A 25,864-nucleotide genomic window follows, 5' to 3' on the forward strand; every position below is an offset into this window, starting at 1 on the left:
ATATTTCTTTATGTAAATTTGTAGCTATAAAAATTCTAAACCATGAGACCAGACTTATTTCAATCACCAGATTATTATAACTTAGACGATTTACTAACCGAAGAACACAAACTAGTGCGGGAATCGGCACGTGCTTGGGTAAAAAAAGAAGTATCGCCTATTATTGAAGACTTTGCACAACGTGCTGAATTCCCGAAACAAATTATAAAAGGTTTGGGTGAAATTGGTGGTTTTGGTCCATACATCCCTGTTGAATACGGAGGTGCTGGTTTAGACCAAATCTCCTACGGTTTAATCATGCAAGAAATTGAACGCGGAGATTCTGGAGTTCGTTCTACTTCATCTGTTCAATCATCGTTAGTGATGTATCCTATCTGGAAATACGGTAACGAAGAACAACGCATGAAATATCTACCAAAACTAGCTACTGGAGAATTCATGGGTTGTTTTGGCTTGACCGAACCTGATCATGGATCTAATCCGGGTGGCATGACAACCAATTTTAAAGACATGGGTGACCATTACCTTTTAAATGGTGCTAAAATGTGGATTTCTAATGCTCCGTTTGCTGATATTGCCGTAGTTTGGGCTAAAAATGAAGAAGGTAGAATTCACGGTTTGATTGTAGAGCGTGGTATGGAAGGTTTCACTACTCCAGAAACGCACAACAAATGGTCGCTTCGTGCATCATCTACTGGAGAATTAATTTTTGACAACGTGAAGGTTCCAAAAGAAAACCTTTTACCAAATAAATCTGGATTAGGAGCCCCACTTGGTTGCTTAGACTCGGCTCGTTACGGAATTGCGTGGGGTGCTATTGGTGCTGCTATGGATTGCTACGATACCGCTTTGCGTTATGCTAAAGAAAGAATTCAGTTTGACAAACCAATTGCGGGAACCCAATTGCAACAAAAGAAATTGGCCGAAATGATTACTGAAATCACAAAAGCACAATTGCTAACTTGGAGACTTGGTGTTTTACGAAATGAAGGAAAAGCAACAACGGCTCAAATCTCGATGGCCAAAAGAAACAATGTTGATATGGCTATCAATATAGCTCGTGAAGCCAGACAAATTTTAGGCGGAATGGGGATTACAGGAGAATACTCAATTATGCGCCACATGATGAACTTAGAATCTGTAATTACATACGAAGGGACACATGACATTCACTTGCTAATTACAGGTATGGATATCACTGGAATTCCAGCTTTTAAATAGTAGTAAACGTTTATTAAAGTATACTTAAAAATGATAATAAAGGCTTCTTGGAAACAAGAAGCTTTTTTATCTTTACACAAAAATACCACCTATGAATATTGCCACAATAAACAATAGTATTCAATCACAAAAAGAACAATTACTGCAGCACACATTGTACAACAAAGTGAGAACAATTGAAGATTTACAGTGTTTTCTTGAAAATCACGTCTACGCTGTTTGGGATTTTATGTCCCTTTTAAAAGCACTTCAATCTAAGCTTACCTGCACATCAACGCCATGGTTTGCTACTCCAAATCCTGAAACGAGATATTTAATCAATGAAATTGTATTAGCCGAAGAATCAGATCTAACTCTTGATGGTAAACGTTCCAGTCATTATGAAATGTATATTGAGGCCATGGAAGCGTGTCAAGCAGATACCAATGGAATCAAAAGCTTTTTACAGGAAGTAGACTCTTTGAAAAATATTTTTGTAGCGATTAAAACTAGTAATTTACATCCCAACATTAAAGCTTTTTTAGACTTTACTTTCCGAGTTATTGAAGAAGGTAAATCTCATGAAATTGCCGCTGCTTTCACTTTTGGTAGAGAAGATTTAATTCCAAGTATGTTCACTGAAATCTTGAAAAACTTTCAAGCTAATTTCCCTGAAACAGACTTGAGTAAACTTATCTATTATTTTGAAAGACATATTGAACTTGACGGTGACGAACACGGACCAATGGCCATGAAAATGATCACAGAGCTATGTGGTACTGACGAACAAAAATGGTCAGATGTGGAGGAAGTTTCGAAAATGGCATTAGAAAAAAGAATTGGACTTTGGGATGCTATAGAGGAGTCATTAACACTAAATGTTGCTTTGGCTTAAGCCAAGATTTTAAATAATAAATACGGTAAAGAGTAGGCTTATGGACTACTTTTTACCGTATTTTTTTTATCTTTAGTGCACTAAAAAGCAAAGATGTCATCCCAAAAAAGATTAACAAGAGCATACACAGAAGCAGCAAGAATTCCCTTTGATGACACATCAAAATTCATTTTATTTAGTGATTGCCACAGAAGTGATAATAGTTTTGCAGATGACTTTGCAGACAATAGAAATGTCTATTTTCACGCCATGACCCAATATTACAAAGAAGGCTTTTCTTATTTTGAACTTGGTGACGGTGATGAATTATGGGAAAACGTCTATTTCAAAACCATTTTTGAAGCCCATAAAAGCGTGTACTTGTTGTTAAAAAAATTCCACGATTCAAATCGGTATTTTAAAATTTGGGGGAATCATGAAATGAATTTTAAAGACAAAAAAAGTGTTGAAAAAATACTATTTACCTATACCAATACTCAAAACGATACCGTTCAGCCCTTGTTTACTGGTATTCAATGCCATGAAGCTTTAGTACTACAACATAAAGAAACCAAGCAAGAATTGTTTTTAACCCACGGTCATCAAGCCGATTATATGAATTATGTAGGTTGGAAAATAAATCGGTTTTTAGTACGAATATTATGGAGACCACTGCAAATATGGGGCATCTCTGATCCTACAAGTCCAGCAAAAAATTATGTGGAACGCATAAAAATTGAACTCAGAATAAAAAAATGGATTGCAAATAACAATAGGAAACTTACCATTGTAGGACATACACACAGACCTTGTTTTTCTTATCCCAATGCTCATTCTGTCCCTTACTTTAACGATGGTAGTTGCGTACATCCGCGTAGCATAACCGGAATAGAAATCGTTGAAGGAACCATAACTTTAATAAAATGGTTTATTGATACTAAAGAAGATGGTACGCTGCAAGTAGTAAAAGAAATCCTTGAAGGCCCCACACTTTTAAAAGACTATATTTAAACTGTTTCGGAAAAATTACAACACAGAACAAAATTAAAAACCAGTTTTACACAGCAAATTTTTACTTGGATTTCCAAATAAAACCATCTAGCAAGTAATGGGTAAATTGAGGTACTGTGAGTAAGGGAACCAAGATAAATTGCCAGCTAGAAAAATCATAACTAGCAACAGCAAACTGATCGTTCCAAACCAAAATTTCCCAAAAATATTCTTCACAAAAAGCAATAAAAAGCACAAAGCCTATAAAAAGCAGTACACCTCTAGCGCCACGTAGAGAACCTAAAAAACGATATGAATTGGTACTATTTTTTTGAATGTCGTTTAGATAAATCAAAGCCATATACGGAATACCGTGAGACACAACATTGAGTAACGTAAAAACCAAATCATTATTAAAATATACGATTCCGAAATACCATGATAAAAAAGTTCCTGCAATAATGGCATTTTTTGGAATATTAAAATACTGATCTTTTACATATTTATACCCCGTAAAAACTAGATAACTTACAAGAATTAGTGAGTAAACCCAACCCAAAACACTTAAAATCCCTTGATGTTCAAGTTTTACAAAATCATGGGGCGTGAACCAGTTGAAGGCTCTAGGTGTTGAGAAAAACCAATACAACATAGGATATCCTGTAGCGGTATAAATAACTAAAGCATCGTAAAAAGTACTCCACTTGGTTTTTACTTCTTTACGTGAATACAAGCGCATGAATCCATATTGCTGCCTTATAAAATGAAAAACAGCTACATACGCCAAGACTGACCAAAAGACAAGGCTTCCAAAACTAAAGAGAATCATACCAATTACAAAACATAAAATCGGGAGAAAAATCAATAAGAACCGTCTTTTTTGAAATGCCTCTGGAACAAAATACGTTTTAAACAAGGTAGCATACACATGAGCCACATCTATAAAAACAATCAGAAACAACCAGGTATAAAAGGAAAAATGCTCCTCCACATACTGTAACGCATCTTGAAATAGAAAAACGACAGCAACCACAAAAAAAGCAGGTGCTAGAATAAAAACAACATCTGTTTTGGGCTTATCAATCCACGGTTGTTCCATCTAGAATTGTGTTTACAATGTTAATACCTTGATGAAATGCTTCTTCAAAAATTGAAATTCCAGCCAAATCAGAATGAGCAAAGAAAATCCGATTATCAATGCTAGCTGAAGCTTCTTTTTTGGCTTGACCAAAAATAAAATCCGGAACAGGACTAATCATTCCATGTCCCAATCTATGAATGTGTATGTCCTCTATAAAACTTTCAATGGTGGGATGCGCCATTTTTAAATCGTTAAGAACTATTTGTTTCCAATAGTTTTCATTTTGGGAGTACAAAAGTCTGCGATTTTTCTTGATCTCAACCGTTGAAAAACTATAGTAGTACGTAATCACTTTTTTGGGTTGGATTTGCTGTACCGTTTGGTGTTGGTCGTAGATATACCCCAACCCTTTTGAACCATAAATTACATTGTCCCAACACAAAGGAAAACTACCATTATCTGGAAGTTCTGAAACTACTAGAGTTGCCAAAAACCATGGTGCGTAATGAAAATCTTTAGTGATTTTTTTTCGATCCTTAAAAAAGTATTGATTGACAAACTGAGGTGTAGCCATAATAACCTTATCGGCAATTATCTCAAGTGAAGTTTGATTTTGCGCATCATATGTGGCAGCAATTACTTTATTATTTTCAATTTTTATATCAAAAACAATGTGGTTGGTTAGCGTTTTAGAATGAGTATGTTTTTTTAAATGTGAAGCTAAACGTGCATTGCCTTCGGGCCAAGTAAGTACGGTATCATTTCCATCTGGGGCCGTGTCTTGCTTACGAGCTGCAAAGTAGTGAATACCCGCCCAAGCCGAAACTTCTTTGATACCCAAACCAAAATCATCTCTACAGCAATAATCAATGTAATTCAAGAGTGGTTGCGCTGTATACCCATCTTGCGCGCACCATTGCAGCATTGTCATTTTATCTAAAGCCCGTATGGATGAGTCCTGAGAAGATTTGGCTAAAGGAATATCAAAATAATACACTCCGTTTTTATCTTTACCCGTTCTAAAAGTGCTCATCTTCAGGAAAAAATCTTGAATTTGTGCATCTTCATCTGGCGTGTTTCCTGTTTTTGGTACCAAACCTTCCTGCCAATTGTTTCTATAAAACAATCTTTCATCTGGTGCAAATGTGAGTTGTTGCGCATCAAATATTGGAAACCCCTCATGGTCATAACCTTGAATAATGGCTTCTTCCTCAAGAAAATCAAGCAGTTCTTGATCGGCTTTATTAGGTAATGGTAAGTAGTGCGCTCCTAGCGGATATTTAGAATACTTGTTTTCCCCACTTGATGAATTTCCTCCCAAATGGTTTTCTAATTCCACCACTAAAAAATCATGAATTCCTTTTTTTGAAAATTGCCTAGCAGCACTTAGCCCAGATATTCCGCCTCCCACAATTAAATAGGGAATATGAATTTGCTTGGTTGGTTTTGGAAAGTTTTTGGTAAGCAATCGGTGCCCCAAGATATGATTAGTGCCAGACAAACGAATAAGAACCTGAATCACTTTTTCTTGACAAGCCTGCAAAAACGGAACAGCTAATAAAGCTAATCCAACCGTTTTTACAAAAAAACGTCTGGAGGTATTATAATTTTCCCCATTCTTCATCAAAGTAGCGCACTAAAATTTGGTTATCTAATCGATTGATTTCAATGTCTTTTGAAATCATATCTTTGGCAAAATAATTGAATTTATCAAACTGATAATTATAAAAACGCAACCCTTCTACTTGCCTGTTTACTGAGTTAAAATTAGTTTGAAACCCATTCATAGCAATTGAAAATCCCCATTCTCCAAAAGAGGGAACATAGGCATGATACGCATCCACCTGAGGAAAAACTTCCATCATGGTTTTATTGATACACCAAAACGATTTTGGAGCAAAATACGGCGAGGTTGTTTGCACTACCACCACGGCATCAGGAGTTAAAATTTGTTTGAGGGTACTGTAAAAACTCCAAGAATACAACTTCCCTAAACTGTAATTTGATGGATCTGGAAAGTCCACCACCACTACATCATATTGTTTTTTGGTATTCTTAGCCCATACAAAAGCATCTTTGTTGAGTACTTCTACTTTGGGATTATTCAAGGAATTTGCATTGAATTTAGTTAAAACAGAATTGGTTTGAAACAACTTGGTCATGCCTTCATCAAGATCGACAAGAGTCACTTTTTTAACCTCTTTGTATTTCAAAATTTCTCGAACGGCTAACCCGTCACCACCGCCTAAAACCAACACGTTATCTACTTTTTTGGCCATAGACATAGCCGGATGCACCAGTGCTTCATGATATCGGTATTCATCTGTTGAACTGAATTGCAAATTATTATTCAAATACAAGCGGTAATCGCTCTTGTTATGAGTAAGCACAATGCGCTGGTAGGGAGTTGCATTTGAGTAAATAATATTTTCCCCATACAGTTTACCCTCAGAATATGACAAAATAGAATTGGAAAACAAGTACACTACAAACAAGATTAAGAAAGCTCCAATGGCCTTGGTTCTTAATAGATATACGCTCTTCAATTCAGATTTTAAAAGAAAGCACAAGGCAATGGCAATACTCACGTTGATCATCCCAAAAAACAAGGAAGTTCCCATGATTCCGAGTTTAGGAACCAATACTAACGGAAATAATATGGATGCCAATAATGCTCCAATGTAATCAAAAGTAAACACATTAGAAACCAAGTCTCTAAACTGTACTTTGTCTTTTAAAATGTTCATCAACAATGGGATTTCAAGTCCTACAAGACAGCCCGTTATAAACACTAAAAGGTATAAAATAAATTGAAAAGAGTACACACTCTCAAACAGTAAGAACAGTACAACCGAACTTAAACCACCTATAAGCCCAACCAAGATTTCAATTTCAACAAAAGTGTTGAGCATGTTCTTTGTTAGAAATTTAGAAAAATAAGAACCCACTCCCATGGAGAAAAGATAGACCCCTATGATAAACGAAAACTGTTTTACAGAATCACCTAATAAATAACTAGCAAGCGTTCCTGCGACTAGCTCATAAACCAAACCACAGGTTGCAATTGTAAAAACAGCAAAAAGGAGCAGGTATTCAAACTTTAAAAATTTTTTACCCATGTATTGCGGCACTAATAATCATTGAAAAACCAATAATAAGTGCACCAAAGACAATAGCTACAGCGGTATTATTTTTTTCTGTAATTTCTTTCCAAGTATTCTCGGGAGTTAGTTTTTCAATAATAAAGTACGCTATCAATAAAATGATAATTCCTAAAAGTGAAAAAACAAGCGAATTTAAAATAGGTTTTGAAGTGATAAATTCCATATTTGAAAGTTTAAAATTAATTTATTTATGATAAAAACGGTTTACAGCACCGCGTGAATTTGAAGAGGAAGGTCTATAATTTTCGGTAGATTCGCAATCACACAACTGACTTCCAGAGGTGTTGTAATATAAAAACAATGCATAAAAAAGTGCTCCTATTACAAGTGAAAGAGCATTACCGCGCATAAAATCTAAAATCTTATCCATACTTAAGAATTAAAAAAAGACTCGTTGGTTTCTCCCCATCTTTTAGCTTCGAAATTTTTCTCTACATAATACAAGACCAGTACAAAAACAACCATAATTATTAAAATGAGCCAAATATTTCTGGATGAAGGCTCGCTCCACACCACTTTTACATTCATAAAATCACTGTTAACATCTTCAGGAGCTTTCATTGGGGTGATGTTTAAATGATAGGTGCCCGCTGGGATACCACATAAATTAAACTCCTCTGAGTTAGAACCTTCGGACCATGACTCACCATCTGTGTAGCCTGAATAACGCTCAATATCTTTACTAGCATAGACTTCTTCGCCTGTTTTTTCGTTGATAAGTGCTACTTGAACATTGACCCATGAATTGCTCACGGGTGCATACAACTGTACTTTTAATGGTGCAGCGCTACCGGTGAGTGTAAAACTAGGACTTACAAAATCTTTATTAGTAAAGTTTGCCAATGCTAGTTGGGCATCCAGCACTTCTGTTCGAACACGCTCTTTGTTTAAATACCAGTTAGACACTAAAATTAATGCCAAAACACAACATAAAGTAATGGCTAAATTACGCAAGTTAAACAGAAAAGGCTGCACCATTCCTACACCAACTTTAGTGGGTAAATAAGAAGCATTGAAGGCTTTTTTTACAGCTGCTTTAGAAATGTGTTTCCCCAAAAAAGCATTTTGTTCGCTTCCATTTCGTTCAAAAGAAAGTACTTGAGGCGGATTTATATACTCAATGAGCTCTGCTTTCTCAAAAATATCAAAGTCAAAAAAACCGCGAGCCGCTATTAATTTGGGATAGAAATAATCATATCTATCAAAAGTTAGTTCTTCATAATCAACCGTTAATGGATGATTCCCTACTTTTGAAGCAAATTCTATTTCTTCAAGAATGATCCAGTGCCCATCGGCTTCGGATAGATATAAAAAATTTTCTTTGCCTTGCAGGATGTATTCCGTCCATTCAAATCCTTCATTTTCTTTGACCAAAATCCCCGTAATGGTGTAATCGGTATTATTAAAAACACCTACTTGACCTATTTCAAATTGGTCAGTAAAGGTGTAAGGTCTTAGTTGATCTTTAAATCGTAAACCATCTCGTTCTTGATAAACATAAACACAATTGGTACACGCATAGATTTTTACATCAAAGTTTAGATCTAATTGTGTGGTATGATTGCAATTTGTACAGGTAACTTCCATGCGTATTATCTGTTAATTTCGAAATCTTTTATTAGCACCCCATCAAAATAAGCCACATAGGCAGCCATTACATCTTTTACTTTTTGTGAATTGTCTTGTAAATAATTGCACAAATAGACATCTAAAGTCAGCTGGTTGTACTCAGGCCAAGTGTGAATACAAATGTGGGATTCTTTGAGGCAAAATGAAATGGTGAAACTTCTATTTTCGAAATCATGAACTACGACACCTACTTTTTCTAGCGAAAATTGAGTCAGAATTTCTTCTGTAACCTTAGTGAAACCGGCACTATCCGTTAATTTTTGAGTATCCTGAACTTGCAAGGTAACTAGTTTATGCAATCCAGGGGAATAGGTCGTAAGGTCCATGTATTCGTAATGAAAAATTGAAATGTGATTTTTACTGTACGAATATATCTCTTTTATTTTGAATAAAAAAAACCTCAAATAATTTTCATTATTTGAGGTTGTATGTTAGTGGTAAATTTTGCTTAATTTTCAGGAGCTAATTCTAATTCTAATCCTTCTAACTCTTCTGTAATTGGGATTTGGCATCCCAAACGGCTGTTTGATTTAACATAAAAAGCTTCAGATAACATGGCCTCTTCATCATCACCCATTTCTGGCAGGGCAACATCATTTAAAACATAGCATTGACAAGAAGCACACATGGCCATACCGCCACAAGTTCCTTCTACAGGAAGTTCATAGGCTTTACAAAGCTCCATTATATTCATTGCCATATCTGTAGGAGCTTGTAATTCATGCACTACTCCTTCTCTATCTTTTATTTTGATTAATACATCCATGCTATTCTAGTGTGTGTGTGTGTGTTACGATTATGTTGTTAGTTACGCCCGCGTGAAGGATAGAAGCAATCCGCCAAAGCGGAGCGGATAGCCTGACCGTTTTATTGAAATAGGCTTCTCAGTTGTACTTCTTGTAGCCTATTTTAATAAAAGGGTCACGCCATACTGATGTTATAAAATATTGACAACAGTTTCTATTTGAGGAGCAAATTTTTTGATGGTTGTTTCAACACCTGCTCGCAGCGTCATTTGGTTTACGCTACAACTGGTGCAAGCTCCTTCAAGACGAACCTTTACATGTTTGTCATCTTCAATGGAGATAAGAGTAATATCGCCCCCATCTGAATTCAAGAAAGGTCTTATTTCTTCGAGTGCTTTTTGAACTTCTATTGTTAATTCTTCTGTTGTCATTTTCTTTTTTTAAAGATTGAAAGATTAGAAAATTGAAAGATTATAAATCATTTTCAAAAAATTCTAATATTATTTTTTTACCGCTGAGCAACCGGCCATTGTTGTTATTTTTACTGCTTCGGTGGCTGGTAAACTCTCGTTACGAGCTACTACCTCACGCACTACATTGCGGGTTACCTCATCAAAAATATGTTCTACTACTGAGGCCATTTGCATGGCTGCAGGACGACCGTAATCTCCAGCTTCGCGAATAGATTGTACAATTGGAATTTCCCCCAAAAAAGGTACGCCTAAATCCTCTGAAAGATTCTTAGCTCCTTCTTGACCAAAGATGTAGTATTTGTTTTCTGGTAACTCTTCGGGTGTGAAATACGCCATGTTTTCAATAATTCCTAAAACAGGAACGTTGATAGCTTCAGACAAGAACATGGATACTCCTTTTTTGGCATCAGCCAAAGCAACGGCTTGTGGTGTACTTACTACAACGGCACCGGTAATAGGCAATGATTGTACAATAGACAAGTGAATATCTCCTGTTCCTGGAGGCAAATCAATAAGCATAAAATCAAGTTCTCCCCAATCAGCATCAAAAATCATTTGGTTCAATGCTTTGGAAGCCATGGGTCCTCTCCAGATTACGGCTTGACTTGGTGCTGTAAAAAACCCAATAGATAGAATTTTTACCTCATAACTTTCTACCGGCTTCATTTTAGACCTTCCATCAACGGTAACTGATATTGGTTTTTCATTTTCAACATCAAACATGATAGGCATAGATGGTCCGTAAATATCGGCATCTAAAATCCCTACTGAAAAACCCATTTTTGCTAATGTTACAGCTAGGTTTGCTGTAACTGTTGATTTACCTACTCCTCCTTTTCCAGAGGCTACGGCTATAATATTTTTGATTCCTGGTATTGATTTTCCTTTAATTTCTGGCTTATCAGCTACTTCAACTTTAGTATTGATTTTAATTTTGGCTTCAGCCGAAACCAATTCAAGGATCGTTTTTTTGATATCATCTTCAGCGCGTTTCTTGATGTGCATCGCTGGTGTATGCAATACTAAATCAACAACTACCTCATCTCCAAAAGTGATTACGTTTGTAATTGCACCGCTCTCTACCATATTCTTTCCTTCACCAGCAATTGTAATTGTTTCTAGGGCTTTAAGTATTTCTTTTCTATCTAGTTTCATGGTGTGTTTATTTATTCTAATAGTATTTTTAGAATGCTACATTATGTTTATTTAAACTCATTTCAGATTACAAAGATAGGATGAAAAGTTAATATTTTAAAGGATTTACATTGCATTTATTGATTTATCAATCAGTAGGAATTATAACTGATTTTCAGCTTAAAATTGTTATTCAACAGCGGTTTCGGGCTGCCAAAAATGTTTCTTAAAATCAACAATCTGGTTGTCTAGCACTACAATTCCCTCGTTTTCTAGAAGTTGTTGCATTAAATTTGTGCCATCAAAGTGCATTTTGCCAGTAAGCAAACCATTTCTATTGACAACTCTGTGGGCAGGTACATCCTCAAGTGTGTGTGATGCATTCATGGCCCAACCCACCATTCGTGCTGATCGTGCTGCTCCTAGCGCTTTTGCAATAGCGCCGTATGAAGTTACTTTGCCGTACGGTATTTGCCTTACGATATCATAAACACGTTCAAAGAAATTAGTATCAGTCATGATTGTAGAGTACCAAAATGAGTTACAAGAATTATCCCCAATAGTATCGAACAATATTTACTAAGGTGACAAGAGATATCAAACCTGTAATACTGCCAATTATAGTATTCATGTTGCGCATGAGATAATCTGTCTTGTCTTGAATTTTTTGAAAAAAAGTGATATAACAATAAAAGACTAAAAAAGATCCCAAAACAACCCCAGAAACAAAAATAAAGACATGGGTAGTGTCAAAATAAAATAAATTGTAGGAAGCAAGTGTAACCCCCACAAAAACATAATACGGAATAGGGAAAAAATTAAGTGCAGAGAGCAGCATGCCTAAGAAAAAACGTGTGGACGTACTTCGTTTCTTGATTTTGTCTTTTTTCTTAACCGGTTTTTTGGCTAAAAACAAAAAATAAATGGTGAGTAAAGCAAATATTCCAAAACCTATTTCACGCAAGAGCACTATAACATCTGGACGTTCTTTTATAAATTGGGCGAAAAAAAGTGCCAAGGCCGCCTGAAAAAAGATCACAATTACTGCTCCTAGTACAAACCAGTAGGCACTACTTTTTCCTTCCTTGATATTGACTTTTGCAGCGGTCATATTGATTAAACCCGGAGGTGTAATCCCTACAAAAGCGGTAATAAAACCCAAAAACAAGGAAGTGATTAAATTCATAGTCAAAGTGCTAGTACAGAAATATCTGCATCAAATATAAAACTATTCTTTGATTTTGAATCGAATATATGTTATTGCTTTGTTAATTTCTAAGTATTGTTTTTCGTAAAAAGTTTGAAAAGCAGTTACTTCCTCTGGACTTCCTTCATTAACATACACATTGTGATTGGCATACAAAACCTCATGACCTTCACCGTGCAGCAAGCCTAGCGTGTAGCCATGCATGAATTCACTGTCTGTTTTTAAGTTTACAACACCGTCTTTTTTGAGGATTTTTTTATACAATTGTAAAAACTGTGAATTTGTCATTCTATGTTTAGTACGCTTGTATTTTATTTGTGGATCTGGAAAAGTAATCCAGATTTCATCTACTTCGTTTTCAGCAAAAATATGGTTGATGAGTTCAATTTGGGTTCTGATAAAAGCCACATTATACAATCCGGTTTCAACCGCTGTTTTGGCTCCACGCCAAAAACGGGCGCCTTTGATATCGATACCTACAAAATTTTTGTTTGGATATCTTTCAGCAAGTCCAACAGAATATTCGCCTTTTCCGCAACCTAGCTCCAGAACTAATGGATTGTCATTTTTAAAAAAATCAGTATTCCACTTCCCTTTCAAAGGAAACAAGTCTCCTACTACTTCTTCTCTCGTTGGTTGAAAAACGTTATTGAATGTCTCGTTTTCTTTGAACCTCTTTAATTTATTTTTGCTTCCCACTTTTTTTGAATATTTGGGCAAAATTAAGGAATTATATAAGATAGAATGTCAAAGTAGCAAAAAAATGAAAAATCAAGAGACAAACTCTCGATAACTAAACCTATTTTTTGCTTAAAAAAAGTGCCAGCTCTTAGTTTTTCATTCCTTGAGCCTTGAGCTTATCAATAATTACCGACTCGCTTGCTGCTTTCAATTCAATCACTTTGCTGGAATTTTCATTTGGAATGGTCATGGATAAAACATAATGCTGTATTTGCCATTGGTTATTCACTTTTACCAAAACACCAGATCCTCTGCAAATTTTCATTTGGGTGTCAAGCAATTCATCAAACCAAGCTGTAGTTCCAGTTTTATCAAAAAACAAATGTCGTTCCAGCGGTGTAAAACTCCAAGCTTTACCTTTATCAAAATGAGGTTTTGCGTAGGCTTGAAAAGCTTTTTTATCCCAATTTTCTGTTGCATCGGTGCCAATAAAAACGGCATCATCGGTCATTAAACTAAAATAGTCTTTATAGTTTGCTTCTGCTGCGGCTTTGTGCCAATTATTAAGCACGGTATGAATGGCGTCTTTATCTTTTTGCTGTTGTGCTGTTGCAAAAGGTGTTCCACACACAAAAAATACTACTGCAAATAAACACACAGACTTACTGAAAAACATTGCTTTATTCATGATTTTTGTTCCATTTAATTTTAATTTTCCCATCGACATCTGCGGCTATTAAGTGCAAGACGATGCCTTTGGTACGTTTTTCTTCTCGCTCTTTATCCGTTAAAAGTAAGTGATCTTTTTTAGGATTACGCAAAGGAATAGTCATAGCCAATCGAGTTCCTCTACCATACGAATATACTCCTTTTGCATCTAAATTCAGCACATTCGAACTCACTTTTAAAGCGTTTACCTGAATTTTTTCACCATTTATTTTGAAATCACCTGATAAATCACTGAAGGAAATATTATTTACATCCCGAAAAGGAAAGGCAAACTTGGCAATATTAGTAATAGGTTTAAAGTCTATCAACGCTCCTTTTACCACTTCAAATTTTGCTACACCTTTCATGGAGTTGGTTTTAAGCTGTCCGCCAGGTTGCAACAGTCCTTGCACTTTAGCAGTTGCGGTAAGCTTCCCTTTGACATTGCGGGGTTCAAAAGATGTGATGCCAAAGTTGTTCAATCCTTCTAAAAATTGATTCAGATTTACTTTCTGTATTTTTGTTTCTGACTGCCATTTAAAATGATCTTTCTCTGGAGTCAATTGCCCTTCAAAATCTACAGTTCCGCCTGCACATTGCACGCTGCCATTACTCACACGTAAAGAATTATTTACCAATACAATTGTTGCTTTGGTTTGGGTAGCCACAAGTTTGCTGTACGTCATTTTATCTGCTTTTAGCTTTAGTACAACTTGGCATTTATCTATGACTTCATACAATTCTTTTGAGAAAGAATCCTGTGATTTTTCTTGAATAGCTGGTTTTTTACTGCTGCTTGTTAAGGCTCCTATACATTGTTTCACATCTAAAAAAGGAGCGTAAATGTCCCAATTCACAATCATTTTTTCAGGATTTTCATAGTACAAGGTCATGAAATTGTCTATTCGTCCCTCCATAAAAACCGAGTTGCGATTGTCTTTGAAGTTAATTTTTTTAATGAGCAACGCTTTCTCAGTAAAGTCAAGTTGTATATCGGTTTTAAGAAACGTCAGGTTTCGTGGGCCATAATTTACAATAGCATCTTTAACATAAACATTCCCAGTAAACTTGGGTTTTTTAATGCGTAACTTTTGAACATCAAACTTAAAATCTAAATTCACTTTGGCTTGACCGCCAGAAAAATGCATCAATTCTTTATTGATCACTTGATTCAATTGTGTAATCGGGAAATTAGATCGAAAACTTCCAGCTGCTTCTGTTTTTTCTAAATTCAAAATGATTCCGATAGGGATTTCAAAAGGTATGGTTTTAAACTTTCCTTTCATATCGGTAATCGTAATGGCTGAATTAGCATCATTGAAACCCGCTCCTTTTTTATAATTATTGATAAACGTAGCATCAAAGGTGCAGGCTGTAATTAGTCCATCAGGAAGTTTTAAATCATTGTTTTTTATTTTGGCTTGAACTATAATTTCTGGATCCCCTGTTTTACTCATGTCTCCGTTGATGGTACATCCTACTTGAATGGGTTTCTTAAAATCAAATTGATTTATCTTTTCACTAATGTTATTGCTCAATAAACTTGAGGCTTCACGCCAAAGTAAGGTCGCGTTTAACGCAATTTTAAAAGGTGATGTATTAGGGTCTAAATTAAAACGGGCATCAACCTCAAAAAACGTATTTCCTATAGCCAGTTCCTTAGACACCACAGCAATGGAATTACTTTCGGCATTAAAATCTAAACCCAAAAGCCCATGCACTTTTTTATTTTCTATAAAACTACCCCTTTGTGTGTTAAAAGCCATGCTTCTTGCGTGCGTACTCAAATCAGCAAAGGCATGCCAATTATCTCCATCATATTGTACTTTGCTTTGCAAAGAAATGGAATCAAAATCAAACAGTTTGTGGTTTTCTTGATGCTCAGATATAAACCGAACTTGGCTTAAAATTATTTGATCAATAGATGGTGGCGATTTTTTATTCTCCTCTTTATTTTTGGGTTTAACCCGAAACAAAAGCGTATTGTCTAAACCGTTTTTCCCTTTAAAAAGATGGATTTTGGCCTGCTGAATTTCAATTTTATCCATTTCGATTTGGTTGCCTAGTAATGCTACGACGTTCAATCGCAATTCAATTTTTTCGGCACGAAGCAGCGTTCTTTTGTGCGCTTGCCACATGCTATCTTTTACTACAACTTGGCTTAAAGCCAATGTCATGCTAGGAAAACCCTTGAACAACTTATAATCTATGTCACCTATAACTACTGATGCAGTACTTTTTTCGTTAATTTTAGCATTTACAAGTGCTACAATTTCTTTTTTATGGCTTGTAAAATACCAGGAGAAGAGTCCTGTAACTAGACCCAATACAGCCACAAGTACCACTATAAAAACACCAACACTCTTTACGATTTTTTTGTAAGGCAAGGCTTTGAGATGGTTTTTTATATTCAAGATTCTTTTTTTCATACTACATGGTGCATTCTATCAAAATAAAGGTACAGGATTATCAGCTTTATATCTTTGGCAACAGCCTGAAATACAAAACTATTTGGCACCAAAAAGCTATTCAATACTCTCAACAGTACCAAACAACAAAATAGCGCCATAAAAACTAGATATTAGTTACAAGTATTTGCGCATTTGTTGTATTATTATTGGATTAGAACCCTTGTTTTGTAAGCCTGATGCAGTTAAACAAAACAAAAATTACTTTGCAAAACGTTTATTTACAGTAATTTACTATTTTTACTTTTTAAAAAAATACAAAATAAAACACACAGCAGTAGTCTTGCCACAAGCTTGACGCTATTCCATTGTGGTCGGTGAGGTTCCTATTTACCTTAATTTTGCATCACAAAACCGCTGTTTTTAAAATATTATTTGGTCTTATGAAAAAACTGTACGTTACCGCATTTTGCCTTGTTTTCATCTTGTTGTTGACCTTTGTTTCTTGCAAGAAAAAGGAACTCGCCACAAACGCTACAAAAAGCACCCCTGTATTTGAAGCCACTTTTGATAGCACTCAAATTCAAACTTTTTTTACTCAGCATCCCGCCTTGCAACAGTATCAAACCGAAGTGACGCAATTGTACCGCAAACATCAGTTCAAGTACATTTGGTATGATAAAAACGGCATCAATGAGTTTGCTGGCGTTATGTACAATAAAGTCAACAACATCAGTGAAGAAGGCGTGCGAACCAAAATACCCTACAAGGAAAAACTAGATGCTTTGTTCACAAGTACCGCCGAAACTAAAAAACCCAACATCAACACGGAGTTACTATGCTCTGCCATATATTTCTTTTATGTGGACAAAGTATTTCACGGTATTGATCCAGAGAAATCTAAAGAACTAGGATGGTTTCTACCAAGACAAAAACAATCCTATGTGGACTATTTGGACTCCTTATTAGTTGATCCTAAGTTGATTCATAAAAATGAAAAAGGTGCCATCAAGCAGTATTATTTATTAAAAAACGTTCTTGAAGAATATAGAAAAATAGAAAAAAAAGGCGGCTGGAAACCCATTCCTATTGACTCTACTGTTGCGTCCTACAAACCCGGAGACAGCGCAGCCACCATTGCAGCCATTCGCACCCGCTTGTTTATCACTAAAGATATTTCTACCGATTCTAAAAGTGCTGTTTATGACGATGAACTTGCCGAAGGAATACTGCACTTTAAGAAAAGAAGCGGCAATCTCCTGAACAAAAAGATTTTGCCAAAACACATTCGGTACATGAATGTGCCGGTTGAAAGTAGAATTAGGACTTTAATGATCAATATGGAACGCTGCAGATGGATATCAAAAGACATCACAAAATCCAAAGAACTTATTGTAGTTAACATTCCTGCCTACGAACTTACTTTTTTTAGAGACGGAAAACCCGAACTCCAGTCGAAAGTTGTTGTGGGCAAGACCCTGAATAAAACCGTGATTTTTAGCGCGCCCATGAAGTATATTGTTTTTAGACCGTACTGGAATGTGCCGCAAAGCATCATTAAAAAAGAAATCTTACCCGCTATTGCCAAAAACCCCAATTACTTGGAGCAACACAATATGGAGTGGAAAGACAACCTTGTGCGACAAAAACCTGGAAATCATAATTCTCTAGGTCTTGTGAAATTTTTATTTCCCAATTCAAATTCAATTTACCTGCATGATACGCCCTCAAAAGGTTTGTTTGGCAGAGAAGACCGCGCTTTTAGCCATGGATGCATTCGGGTTGCAAAACCAAGACAACTAGCGGCAGCCATCATGAAAGACGACCCAAAATGGAATCCTGAAAAAATTAATGCCGCCATGGATACCGGCGATGAAAAATGGTACACGCTAAAAAATAAAATTCCGGTTTACATAGGTTATTTTACCGCTTGGGTAGATCCCGATGGTGTGATTCATTTTTACGAAGACGTGTATGAGCGTGATGAAGCGCTGGCCAACTTACTGTTTGATCAATAATCAGTTCGAGTAGTGGTTTTATGTATGCTCCAAAAATGCTACTGTATAAAAGGCTCTGCTTTTGGCGAAGGAATAGATTGAATCAAACGGAATAGTTGCTCAGTATCAGCAACATCTGTCAAACGCATTTTACCATCATCTGCCATCATTTTCAATTGTCCCATATTATGGGACAGTTCACTTCCTTCGTTTTTCAGTTTTGTTTTCAGTGCACTCCAATATTTCCGTGACCTAGGACTATCCGTCAAAACTTGTATAATATCTACAATGGAGAAAAACCATTTCTCTTGTTCATTATCCCAGGAGGAACGTATTTTTTGGCTTTCGAATAATTTTATGTTTTCCATTATTTTGTTCTAATAAATTTCGTTTTCTCAAATGGCTACTTTTCAATGCTTTTTGGAATCACAGCGAGAATACTAATTTACTATTAAAATAATAAAAACTACTATTGCAATTCTAAAGATTCTTGACAAAAAAAAATGACACTATCTCCATAAGACAGTGTCATTTTTTTTTAGTGTGCCAAAAGGCTATGGATTAAAACGCTCTCTTTTTCTCGAAAGAGGTTTCTAGTACTTTTTTGATTTTATCGAGTGCTCCGTGGAAGGCTTTTTCAGTAGTATCGGCGTGGTTTGTAACTGCTACAGGCTGCATGTTGATAGGTCTAGCCTCAATGGTACAGCGCTTGTCATTTACTCCGCCTTTATCACTATTTTCATCTCCTAAATGCACCTCAAGGCGTGTTACCTTTTCCTCAAAACGAGCCAAAGTAGTGGCTACCTCATCTTGAATATATGATTTTAAGCGAGCATGTCCTTCTACGTTATTGTCTGTGTTGATTTGTACTGTCATAATTTTTATTATTTAATGTTCTATTCTCAAATTTACCGATTGCTGTATGAAAAACCGAACACCTTAATAAAATATTGGGAAAATAATACACACTTGAATATCGTTCTCGCGCTACAGCGGGTTTGGGACTAAATTAAGCCCTATTTTCGGATTTGCCAAATCATTCCAAATACAAAACCAACTTTCCATTATGCCAATTGCCCAAATCCGTTGTAGCATTTGTTGAACTAAACCTACGGTAGCTTGCGAGCCTTAAAATAAATTCCTTTCAAAAACAACCATTAAAAACAAATTCAAAAACTATTTTTTGTATTTTTGCAATAGAATAAGGACGTTTCTATTTACATTACTTAATTGATTTTCAATACATTGTCGATAATTCCATAATAGAAATAGAAACACTTCTCAAATAGCCTTATTTACACTTTTCGATAACTCCATATTACAAGATAATTGCCGGTTCCGTTCAACACGAGTTTCATTGTTCGTGCTTCGCACGCAACGAAACTCTAGCTGTTTGCAACAGTTATTTAATTATTTCTAGTTTATGATGGTTCGGCTGTCTTGAATACCATCGAATTGCTTGTGAACTTGCTTCTTTCATAAATTCATTTAGATCATTGATTTCTTCCACATCTATTTCATCGCCAGTTAAGTTAAAATTTGATTTTGCGTGAACAACTTTATTTCGAGTTTTGTATATAATTTTTGCAGCAATATTACTAGCAGTATTTATATTTTGTTTGTCAAGTGAGTAAGTGATTTCAGTTATATTTAGATGTTTTTTTATTTTCTTTTTAATTGATAATGGTAATTTTTTAAATAATCCAACAAAATCGATACAAGAAATAAATGAAGCCTTAATTAAGTCTTCATCATTGGATTTATCACGCATAGAATTAGCAAGCTCAAATACTGATCTTATAAAGTCCCCATCTTCAAATGAACTTTTTGGTGCATCAAGTTTTTTTCTCATTAATTCATTTGCTTCGATATTTACAGCTATCGGTGCGAAATGCTCTAAAACCTTATAAAAATTGAGGAATTTTAATTCTGAATCCTTTATTTGTACAGCAGAAACAAAAAGTTTCATCCCTTCGTTAAACGGTTCTAGTTCTCTAAGTGTTTGTGTTAGTTTTTCTGTATCGTCATATTCATAATAATCATCTATAGGATTTCTAATTTCAGAAAAATTTAATGCAATGCCTGTGCTATCAGCAACTTCAAAAATAAAGGAATTTAAAAGGTCAATTTCTTTTTCTTTAGTCAAAACATTTTCTACCTTATCATAAATAATTTCAATTGAAATATACTGGCTAAATGTACCCCAATAATCTCTGTCATATTCTCCAAGTTTTGTTGCTGCTAAACCAACAATTATAGATTCAGTTAAGATGTTTATTCTAGTTCCATTTAATGCAGTTGTTTTGATATCGCTATATTCACTCAGAACATGGTTTTCTTCTGAATCGGTTGCTGCAACTATATAGTAACTACGTAGGTTAGTTTTGGTATAATTCTTATTAATAACTTTGATTGATTTAATTTCATTTCCAAGTTCTAAGAATTGAGATGTTTCAATTGAAGCAATATCGTGTTCACCAGGAAAACTAATATCAATGCTTTCAATGTCTTCTTTCTCCTCAACTATTTCCTGTATTCTTTCTTCTGAAAAAAGTAATTCCTCTTCATAATCAGCAAAATAATCGGCAAAACCGATAATAACCTTATTTATTTCGTTTATTTCAAGTAATTGTTCTTTTGTAAGTTTCATTTTTTTTTATAATTGTTGTTAACTAATATAAATGCCATGAAACAAATCCAATCTATCCAAATATAGATAGCTTCATACCATTTCAATAGCTCTTACTTCTACGAAAATAATCATAATAATTTTCTTAACAATAGAAATCTTCATATAACTTACAAATCCGTTAACAAGTAACAAATACTACAAAAAAAGCCCAAGAATCAAATCTTGGGCTTTTGGCATCTGCTAAAACAAAAAAACCACTTCGTTACAAAGTGGTTTTCTAGTTTTATTTCTCTCTAATATAAATATCGATTGGCACTCCTGAAAAATCCCAATTTTCTCTAATTTTATTTTCAAGGTAACGTTTGTACGGTTCCTTAACATATTGTGGCATATTGGCAAAAAATACAAACTGAGGCGTTTGTGTAGGCAACTGCATGCAATATTTAATTTTCACATATTTTCCTTTGGTAGCTGGTGGCGGATAAGCCTCAATTACCTTTAGCATGAATTCGTTAAATTTAGAAGTCGCAATACGCTGCTGTCTGTTTTCATACACTTTAACCGTAGCTTCTAATGCTTTTAGCAAACGCTGCTTGGTCAAAGCCGAAACAAAAAGAATTGGCACATCCGTAAACGGCATTAATTCCTTCTTGATTTTCTCTTCGTAATCGCGGGTTGACATCGTATCTTTCTCAACCAAATCCCATTTGTTTACCAAGATTACTACCCCTTTGCGGTTTTTTTCGGCCAACCAAAAAATACTTTGGTCTTGTCCTTCAAATCCACGTGTCGCGTCAATGACAAGGATACAAATATCAGCATGTTCAATAGCACGCACAGAACGCATTACCGAGTAAAATTCTAAATCTTCCTTAACCTTAGCCTTACGACGAATTCCCGCAGTATCTACCAAGTTAAATTCAAACCCAAAACGGTCAAACTTCGTATCAATAGCATCACGCGTAGTACCCGCAATGTCCGTAACCATAAAACGTTCTTTACCAATCAAGGCATTAATAAAACTTGATTTACCCGCATTTGGTCGCCCAACTACTGCAAAACGAGGCAATACCACTTCCTCTTGAACAGGTTCTGGTTTTACCGGGAAAGCATCAATTAAAGCATCCAATAAATCTCCTGTTCCACTACCTGATATACTGGCAAAAGTAAAATAATCTCCTAAACCTAAGTTGTAAAACTCTAAGGCATCTTTCTCACGCATGGCGTTGTCTACCTTGTTTACCGCTAGCAAAACCGGCTTAGTCACTTTACGCAACAAGCGCGCCACAACATCATCCATAGGCGTTATGCCTTCCTCAACATCAACCACAAAAATGATGACATCGGCTTCATCAATAGCAAGTTCTACTTGTTTGCGGATCTCGCCCTCAAACACGTCATCAGAACCTTTTATGTATCCTCCGGTATCAATTACAGAAAATTCTTTTCCGTTCCACTCGCTTTTACCATAGTTTCTATCGCGGGTCACCCCAGATACTGAATCTACAATAGCTTCTCTTCTTTGTATCAGCCTATTAAAAAGGGTCGATTTCCCCACATTAGGTCTTCCTACTATCGCAACAATGTTATTCATAATATAATTTGAAAATTCGTTTTTCCGAAACCTTATTTTTCCGTTTCGGGTGGCAAAGGTAGTGTTTAAAAGCGTGATTATCAATTTTTTTCGAATATTAGCCACATTAGCAAAACCTAACCACCTCATCTTCAAAACAAAACTCACAACCGTACCACTACCCTTTGTATTTATTCGTTCTTCGAATATTCTAAAATATCGCCTGGCTGGCAATCTAAGGCTTTACAAATAGCCTCCAAAGTACTAAACCGAACCGCCTTAGCCTTTCCTGTTTTTAATATGGATAAATTAGACAAGGTTAAATCTACTTTCTCCGAAAGCTCGTTCAATGACATCTTGCGCTTGGCCATCATCACATCTAGGTTTACAATTATTGCCATAACTTAAATGGTTAGTTCGTTTTCTTGCTGCATTTCGATTCCCTTTTTTATAATTTGCCCAATTACTAATAAAATAACACTGGTAAACCACCACACATCACCACCACCAAAACTTAAATCGGCAACATTAGGCATTTGTAGTCCGTCTTGAATCAAATTCTTTGTAAAGCCTGCTCCCCACAATGAAAAAAGTCCAATTCCAAAAGAAATACTAGCCACCAAATCGATAAATTTCTTGAGAGAATCATTAAACGGTTGTGCCAAATCAATTTTTTTACTGTGAAAAACAAGTACAATAGTATAAAACAAGATCGCTTTCAACACCGCAACAATACACATTAAAACAGTCAAAGTCACATAATGCGACTGGTTGAAGTAATACAAAGCTTCCAAATCAACCTCTGTCCAAAACTTACTTGCCCCAGCAGGATTGAGCAGCAACGTAAAAACAGTGTTAAAAATAAAGCCACCCGCCTGGATGCAAAGACCCACAAAAATAATCCAAGATACCACTTGCAGTACTTTAAAAACAAAATTGGTTTTTCTAGACATGATACAAAGTATTTAAAATTAAAACACAAATATATCATTATTTATTGAAAAACAATAAAAATACATTATTTATCAAAATATTTTTATCGCTTTTAAAATTTTCAGGAGCCATTCCAGCGCTACAATACAACTCCTCGCGCCTCAAGGAGCTGTTGCAAAGCCCGTGCAGGAGCTTCCTTTTGTCGCTCTACACGCGCAGCAACAACATCCTTTTTTCGCTGCGGGGTTTTCTTTTCGCTCTGGGCTAAAAAAAAATCAGTACAAGAGACTAACTCTAGTACTGATTTTAAATATTGCATTTAAATGAAAACTAAAAAATTACCATTAATTCACATCTCACTTCTCACTCCTCACTTCTCACTATTACTACTGATTATACCCAAAACGCTTCAACATATTCGCGTTACTTCTCCAGTTTTTGTTCACTTTTACGTAAAGCTCAATGTGAATTTGTTTTCCAAAGAATTTCTCTAAATCTTCACGCGCCTCAGTACCTACCTTTTTTAAAGCGGCACCTTTGTGACCAATCACAATTCCTTTTTGAGTTTCGCGTTCCACCATGATCAAAGAACGAATGCGAATGATATTGTCGTCTTCAAAAAATTCTTCGGTAACAATTTCAACTGCGTACGGAATCTCTTTGCTGTAATTCAACAAGATTTTTTCACGAATGGTTTCATTCACAAAAAAACGCTCCGGCTTATCCGTCAGTTGGTCCTTTGGGTAATACGCTGGCGACTCTGGCAAAAGTGTAATGATTCTTTGAAAAACTTCAGGAACATTGAAATTTTGCAACGCTGATATTGGATATATTTCAGCATTCGGAACTTTCTCTGTCCAAAAAGCTACTTGTTGCTCTAATTGTTCTTGGTTCGAATTGTCAATTTTGTTCAACAATAGCAAAACTGGAATTTTCGAGTGGATGATTTTATTAAAAAACGCTTCGTCTTTAAGTTCCTGCTCCCCTATTTCGACCATGTAAATCAAGACATCAGCATCTTCAAAAGCCGATTTTACGAAGTTCATCATCGATTCCTGCATTTCGTAGGCTGGCTTAATGATTCCTGGCGTATCTGATAAGATCAATTGAAAATCCTCACCGTTTACAATACCTAGAATTCTATGACGAGTTGTTTGTGCTTTTGAAGTAATAATTGATAATCGCTCTCCAACAAAGGCATTCATTAATGTTGATTTACCAACATTTGGATTCCCGATGATGTTTACAAAACCTGCTTTATGTGACATTTCTACTAAAATTTATGCCACAAAGGTAGTCATATCAAGTGAATAGACGAAATAAAACATTTTTTTAAATTTATGTTGTAAAATGCAGAAATTGATTGTATCTTTGCACCCGAAACAACGCGGGATAGAGCAGTAATGCTTTCGTAGGGTTTCATATCCGCCACGGCGGACACAGGTTCTGAAACATTGATTAAAAATATATCGCGGGATAGAGCAGTAGGCAGCTCGTCGGGCTCATAACCCGAAGGTCACAGGTTCGAGTCCTGTTCCCGCTACTAAGTAGCCTTATTGAGATTACAAAACGCACATCGCGGGATAGAGCAGTAGGCAGCTCGTCGGGCTCATATCCGCCGCGGCGGACACAGGTTCAAAAAAAGTAATCTTATTGAAAGTACAAACGCACATCGCGGGATAGAGCAGTAGGCAGCTCGTCGGGCTCATATTCGCCGCGGCGGACACAGGTTCAAAAAAAGTAATCTTATTGAAAGTACAAACGCACATCGCGGGATAGAGCAGTAGGCAGCTCGTCGGGCTCATATTCGCCGCGGCGGACACAGGTTCAAAAAAAGTAATCTTATTGAAAGTACAAACGCACATCGCGGGATAGAGCAGTAGGCAGCTCGTCGGGCTCATAACCCGAAGGTCACAGGTTCGAGTCCTGTTCCCGCTACTAGAAAGCTTCAGAGAAATCTGAAGCTTTTTTTGTGTGTCTTAGATTTAATGAAGCTGTATTCAGATTGTAGACACAAATTAGGAGGGCTCATATCCGCCGCGGCGGACACAGATACGAGTCTCCACCAGTGCGAGACTACTATAAAAGCTTCAGAAAAAGCTGGTGTTTTTTGTTTTTAAAAACTTTCAATCATGGATGAATTTGTGGTTTACATTTTATATTCTGAAAAATTCAATAAAAACTATACAGGATTTACATCTAATCTCATAGAACGTTTCAAATCACATAACGTTTTAGGCACTAAAGGATACACCTTGAAATTTAGACCTTGGACTGTAATTTATGTTGAATTTTTCTCTTCTAAAGCTGAAGCCATGAAAAGAGAAAAATATTTAAAGTCAGGAATTGGAAGAGAGCTTATTAATAATTTAATTCTAAAATTATAACTCGTCGGTCTCTTATCCGCCGCGGCGGACACAGGTTCGAGTCTCCG

The 25,864-nt window shown here is 35.8% G+C and carries 27 protein-coding genes and 2 tRNA genes; 7 read left to right on the forward strand and 22 right to left on the reverse strand.

Going from position 1 to position 25,864, the window contains the following annotated elements; translation table 11 throughout:
- The first annotated feature begins 42 nt into the window (after positions 1-42).
- From FPG59_RS04050 to FPG59_RS04060, 3 genes are all read left to right on the forward strand, one after another.
- On the forward strand, positions 43-1,221 hold the full coding sequence (locus FPG59_RS04050) for an acyl-CoA dehydrogenase family protein (RefSeq protein WP_086453340.1): 1,179 nt from the start codon (positions 43-45) through the stop codon (positions 1,219-1,221).
- A gap of 91 nt (positions 1,222-1,312) precedes the next feature.
- A complete protein-coding gene (locus FPG59_RS04055; protein ID WP_086453341.1) occupies positions 1,313-2,095 on the forward strand; it encodes a DUF3050 domain-containing protein in 783 nt (260 codons plus the stop codon).
- 93 nt (positions 2,096-2,188) lie between these two features.
- On the forward strand, positions 2,189-3,085 hold the full coding sequence (locus tag FPG59_RS04060; RefSeq protein ID WP_086453342.1) for a metallophosphoesterase: 897 nt from the start codon (positions 2,189-2,191) through the stop codon (positions 3,083-3,085).
- 61 nt (positions 3,086-3,146) lie between these two features.
- Here the strand turns inward: FPG59_RS04060 and FPG59_RS04065 are convergent, their stop codons facing one another.
- The 15 genes from FPG59_RS04065 to FPG59_RS04135 form a co-directional block, all read right to left on the reverse strand.
- On the reverse strand, positions 3,147-4,163 hold the full coding sequence (locus FPG59_RS04065) for a hypothetical protein (RefSeq protein ID WP_086453343.1): 1,017 nt from the start codon (positions 4,161-4,163) through the stop codon (positions 3,147-3,149).
- Entirely contained in the window at positions 4,144-5,769 is a 1,626-nt protein-coding gene (locus FPG59_RS04070; protein WP_086453344.1) for an NAD(P)/FAD-dependent oxidoreductase, read from the reverse strand. The genes FPG59_RS04065 and FPG59_RS04070 overlap by 20 nt, the downstream gene beginning before the upstream one ends.
- Entirely contained in the window at positions 5,747-7,264 is a 1,518-nt protein-coding gene (locus FPG59_RS04075; RefSeq protein WP_086453345.1) for a polyamine aminopropyltransferase, read from the reverse strand. Before FPG59_RS04075 ends, FPG59_RS04070 begins: the two co-directional genes overlap by 23 nt.
- Positions 7,257-7,472, reverse strand: coding sequence for a DUF350 domain-containing protein (locus FPG59_RS04080; protein WP_086453346.1), 216 nt, complete (start codon positions 7,470-7,472; stop codon positions 7,257-7,259). Before FPG59_RS04080 ends, FPG59_RS04075 begins: the two co-directional genes overlap by 8 nt.
- A 21-nt stretch (positions 7,473-7,493) precedes the next feature.
- Positions 7,494-7,679, reverse strand: coding sequence for a hypothetical protein (locus FPG59_RS04085; protein ID WP_086453347.1), 186 nt, complete (start codon positions 7,677-7,679; stop codon positions 7,494-7,496).
- Between the two features lie 2 nt (positions 7,680-7,681).
- A complete protein-coding gene (locus FPG59_RS04090; RefSeq protein WP_086453348.1) occupies positions 7,682-8,896 on the reverse strand; it encodes a DUF4178 domain-containing protein in 1,215 nt (404 codons plus the stop codon).
- A 5-nt stretch (positions 8,897-8,901) separates the two neighbouring features.
- A complete protein-coding gene (locus FPG59_RS04095) occupies positions 8,902-9,264 on the reverse strand; it encodes an S-adenosylmethionine decarboxylase family protein (RefSeq protein ID WP_086453349.1) in 363 nt (120 codons plus the stop codon).
- A gap of 122 nt (positions 9,265-9,386) precedes the next feature.
- Positions 9,387-9,704 carry a 2Fe-2S iron-sulfur cluster-binding protein gene (locus FPG59_RS04100; protein WP_086453350.1) on the reverse strand — a complete coding sequence of 106 codons (318 nt, stop codon included), beginning with the start codon at positions 9,702-9,704 and terminating at the stop codon, positions 9,387-9,389.
- A gap of 171 nt (positions 9,705-9,875) precedes the next feature.
- On the reverse strand, positions 9,876-10,115 hold the full coding sequence (locus tag FPG59_RS04105; RefSeq protein ID WP_073205171.1) for a NifU family protein: 240 nt from the start codon (positions 10,113-10,115) through the stop codon (positions 9,876-9,878).
- Positions 10,116-10,184: 69 nt separating this feature from the next.
- On the reverse strand, positions 10,185-11,312 hold the full coding sequence (locus tag FPG59_RS04110; RefSeq protein ID WP_086453351.1) for an Mrp/NBP35 family ATP-binding protein: 1,128 nt from the start codon (positions 11,310-11,312) through the stop codon (positions 10,185-10,187).
- Between the two features lie 168 nt (positions 11,313-11,480).
- Positions 11,481-11,810: an MGMT family protein gene (locus tag FPG59_RS04115; RefSeq protein ID WP_086453352.1), complete on the reverse strand. Its 330-nt coding sequence runs from the start codon at positions 11,808-11,810 to the stop codon at positions 11,481-11,483.
- A gap of 31 nt (positions 11,811-11,841) precedes the next feature.
- Positions 11,842-12,477: a LysE family transporter gene (locus FPG59_RS04120; RefSeq protein WP_086453353.1), complete on the reverse strand. Its 636-nt coding sequence runs from the start codon at positions 12,475-12,477 to the stop codon at positions 11,842-11,844.
- 42 nt (positions 12,478-12,519) lie between these two features.
- Positions 12,520-13,197 (reverse strand): tRNA (guanosine(46)-N7)-methyltransferase TrmB, encoded by a 678-nt coding sequence (gene trmB, locus FPG59_RS04125; RefSeq protein ID WP_086453364.1) that lies wholly within the window; start codon positions 13,195-13,197, stop codon positions 12,520-12,522.
- Between the two features lie 130 nt (positions 13,198-13,327).
- Positions 13,328-13,867: a nuclear transport factor 2 family protein gene (locus FPG59_RS04130; protein WP_254906642.1), complete on the reverse strand. Its 540-nt coding sequence runs from the start codon at positions 13,865-13,867 to the stop codon at positions 13,328-13,330.
- Positions 13,860-16,316, reverse strand: a complete 2,457-nt coding sequence (locus FPG59_RS04135; protein WP_086453354.1) for an AsmA family protein — start codon at positions 16,314-16,316, stop codon at positions 13,860-13,862. Before FPG59_RS04135 ends, FPG59_RS04130 begins: the two co-directional genes overlap by 8 nt.
- 422 nt (positions 16,317-16,738) lie before the next feature.
- On the opposite strand from FPG59_RS04135, the gene FPG59_RS04140 reads away from it, so the two are divergent.
- On the forward strand, positions 16,739-18,313 hold the full coding sequence (locus tag FPG59_RS04140) for a murein L,D-transpeptidase (protein WP_086453355.1): 1,575 nt from the start codon (positions 16,739-16,741) through the stop codon (positions 18,311-18,313).
- Between the two features lie 38 nt (positions 18,314-18,351).
- Here FPG59_RS04140 and FPG59_RS04145 read toward each other — a convergent pair whose 3' ends face one another.
- The 7 genes from FPG59_RS04145 to era all read right to left on the reverse strand — a co-directional run bounded on the left by FPG59_RS04145 (position 18,352) and on the right by era (position 24,698).
- A complete protein-coding gene (locus FPG59_RS04145; RefSeq protein WP_176330690.1) occupies positions 18,352-18,660 on the reverse strand; it encodes a BRO family protein in 309 nt (102 codons plus the stop codon).
- 193 nt (positions 18,661-18,853) lie between these two features.
- Positions 18,854-19,168 (reverse strand): HPF/RaiA family ribosome-associated protein, encoded by a 315-nt coding sequence (locus tag FPG59_RS04150; protein WP_086453357.1) that lies wholly within the window; start codon positions 19,166-19,168, stop codon positions 18,854-18,856.
- A gap of 526 nt (positions 19,169-19,694) precedes the next feature.
- Positions 19,695-20,942: a hypothetical protein gene (locus tag FPG59_RS04155; RefSeq protein WP_086453358.1), complete on the reverse strand. Its 1,248-nt coding sequence runs from the start codon at positions 20,940-20,942 to the stop codon at positions 19,695-19,697.
- Between the two features lie 265 nt (positions 20,943-21,207).
- Positions 21,208-22,518 carry a ribosome biogenesis GTPase Der gene (gene der / locus FPG59_RS04160; protein ID WP_086453366.1) on the reverse strand — a complete coding sequence of 437 codons (1,311 nt, stop codon included), beginning with the start codon at positions 22,516-22,518 and terminating at the stop codon, positions 21,208-21,210.
- Positions 22,519-22,688: 170 nt separating this feature from the next.
- Positions 22,689-22,898: a helix-turn-helix transcriptional regulator gene (locus tag FPG59_RS04165; RefSeq protein ID WP_086453359.1), complete on the reverse strand. Its 210-nt coding sequence runs from the start codon at positions 22,896-22,898 to the stop codon at positions 22,689-22,691.
- 3 nt (positions 22,899-22,901) lie between these two features.
- Positions 22,902-23,450, reverse strand: coding sequence for a DUF2975 domain-containing protein (locus tag FPG59_RS04170; RefSeq protein ID WP_086453360.1), 549 nt, complete (start codon positions 23,448-23,450; stop codon positions 22,902-22,904).
- Positions 23,451-23,816: 366 nt separating this feature from the next.
- Positions 23,817-24,698, reverse strand: a complete 882-nt coding sequence (era, locus tag FPG59_RS04180) for a GTPase Era (protein ID WP_086453362.1) — start codon at positions 24,696-24,698, stop codon at positions 23,817-23,819.
- 202 nt (positions 24,699-24,900) lie between these two features.
- Here era and FPG59_RS04185 point away from each other — a divergent pair.
- The 3 genes from FPG59_RS04185 to FPG59_RS04195 all read left to right on the forward strand — a co-directional run bounded on the left by FPG59_RS04185 (position 24,901) and on the right by FPG59_RS04195 (position 25,817).
- A tRNA-Met gene (locus FPG59_RS04185) sits at positions 24,901-24,973 on the forward strand.
- Positions 24,974-25,295: 322 nt separating this feature from the next.
- A tRNA-Met gene (locus tag FPG59_RS04190) sits at positions 25,296-25,368 on the forward strand.
- A gap of 194 nt (positions 25,369-25,562) precedes the next feature.
- Complete coding sequence (locus FPG59_RS04195) at positions 25,563-25,817, forward strand: GIY-YIG nuclease family protein (RefSeq protein WP_086453363.1); 255 nt, start codon at positions 25,563-25,565, stop codon at positions 25,815-25,817.
- Positions 25,818-25,864 lie beyond the last annotated feature (47 nt).

Origin of the sequence: Flavobacterium sp. FPG59 (assembly GCF_002150205.1) — a bacterium.
Taxonomy (GTDB): Bacteria; Bacteroidota; Bacteroidia; order Flavobacteriales; family Flavobacteriaceae; genus Flavobacterium.

Coding starts and splice junctions, on each gene's coding strand:
- FPG59_RS04140 (WP_086453355.1), top strand. CDS start 16,739: ATGAAAAAACTGTACGTTACCGCATTTTGCCTTGTTTTCATCTTGTTG.
- FPG59_RS04060 (WP_086453342.1), top strand. CDS start 2,189: ATGTCATCCCAAAAAAGATTAACAAGAGCATACACAGAAGCAGCAAGA.
- FPG59_RS04170 (WP_086453360.1), bottom strand. CDS start 23,450: ATGTCTAGAAAAACCAATTTTGTTTTTAAAGTACTGCAAGTGGTATCT.
- FPG59_RS04065 (WP_086453343.1), bottom strand. CDS start 4,163: ATGGAACAACCGTGGATTGATAAGCCCAAAACAGATGTTGTTTTTATT.
- FPG59_RS04070 (WP_086453344.1), bottom strand. CDS start 5,769: ATGAAGAATGGGGAAAATTATAATACCTCCAGACGTTTTTTTGTAAAA.
- FPG59_RS04090 (WP_086453348.1), bottom strand. CDS start 8,896: ATGGAAGTTACCTGTACAAATTGCAATCATACCACACAATTAGATCTA.
- FPG59_RS04135 (WP_086453354.1), bottom strand. CDS start 16,316: ATGAAAAAAAGAATCTTGAATATAAAAAACCATCTCAAAGCCTTGCCT.
- FPG59_RS04120 (WP_086453353.1), bottom strand. CDS start 12,477: ATGAATTTAATCACTTCCTTGTTTTTGGGTTTTATTACCGCTTTTGTA.
- FPG59_RS04110 (WP_086453351.1), bottom strand. CDS start 11,312: ATGAAACTAGATAGAAAAGAAATACTTAAAGCCCTAGAAACAATTACA.
- FPG59_RS04080 (WP_086453346.1), bottom strand. CDS start 7,472: ATGGAATTTATCACTTCAAAACCTATTTTAAATTCGCTTGTTTTTTCA.
- FPG59_RS04075 (WP_086453345.1), bottom strand. CDS start 7,264: ATGGGTAAAAAATTTTTAAAGTTTGAATACCTGCTCCTTTTTGCTGTT.
- FPG59_RS04130 (WP_254906642.1), bottom strand. CDS start 13,867: ATGAATAAAGCAATGTTTTTCAGTAAGTCTGTGTGTTTATTTGCAGTA.
- FPG59_RS04100 (WP_086453350.1), bottom strand. CDS start 9,704: ATGGATGTATTAATCAAAATAAAAGATAGAGAAGGAGTAGTGCATGAA.
- FPG59_RS04145 (WP_176330690.1), bottom strand. CDS start 18,660: ATGGAAAACATAAAATTATTCGAAAGCCAAAAAATACGTTCCTCCTGG.
- der (WP_086453366.1), bottom strand. CDS start 22,518: ATGAATAACATTGTTGCGATAGTAGGAAGACCTAATGTGGGGAAATCG.
- FPG59_RS04085 (WP_086453347.1), bottom strand. CDS start 7,679: ATGGATAAGATTTTAGATTTTATGCGCGGTAATGCTCTTTCACTTGTA.
- era (WP_086453362.1), bottom strand. CDS start 24,698: ATGTCACATAAAGCAGGTTTTGTAAACATCATCGGGAATCCAAATGTT.
- FPG59_RS04165 (WP_086453359.1), bottom strand. CDS start 22,898: ATGGCAATAATTGTAAACCTAGATGTGATGATGGCCAAGCGCAAGATG.
- FPG59_RS04115 (WP_086453352.1), bottom strand. CDS start 11,810: ATGACTGATACTAATTTCTTTGAACGTGTTTATGATATCGTAAGGCAA.
- FPG59_RS04155 (WP_086453358.1), bottom strand. CDS start 20,942: ATGAAACTTACAAAAGAACAATTACTTGAAATAAACGAAATAAATAAG.
- FPG59_RS04105 (WP_073205171.1), bottom strand. CDS start 10,115: ATGACAACAGAAGAATTAACAATAGAAGTTCAAAAAGCACTCGAAGAA.
- FPG59_RS04095 (WP_086453349.1), bottom strand. CDS start 9,264: ATGGACCTTACGACCTATTCCCCTGGATTGCATAAACTAGTTACCTTG.
- FPG59_RS04150 (WP_086453357.1), bottom strand. CDS start 19,168: ATGACAGTACAAATCAACACAGACAATAACGTAGAAGGACATGCTCGC.
- FPG59_RS04055 (WP_086453341.1), top strand. CDS start 1,313: ATGAATATTGCCACAATAAACAATAGTATTCAATCACAAAAAGAACAA.
- FPG59_RS04050 (WP_086453340.1), top strand. CDS start 43: ATGAGACCAGACTTATTTCAATCACCAGATTATTATAACTTAGACGAT.
- FPG59_RS04195 (WP_086453363.1), top strand. CDS start 25,563: ATGGATGAATTTGTGGTTTACATTTTATATTCTGAAAAATTCAATAAA.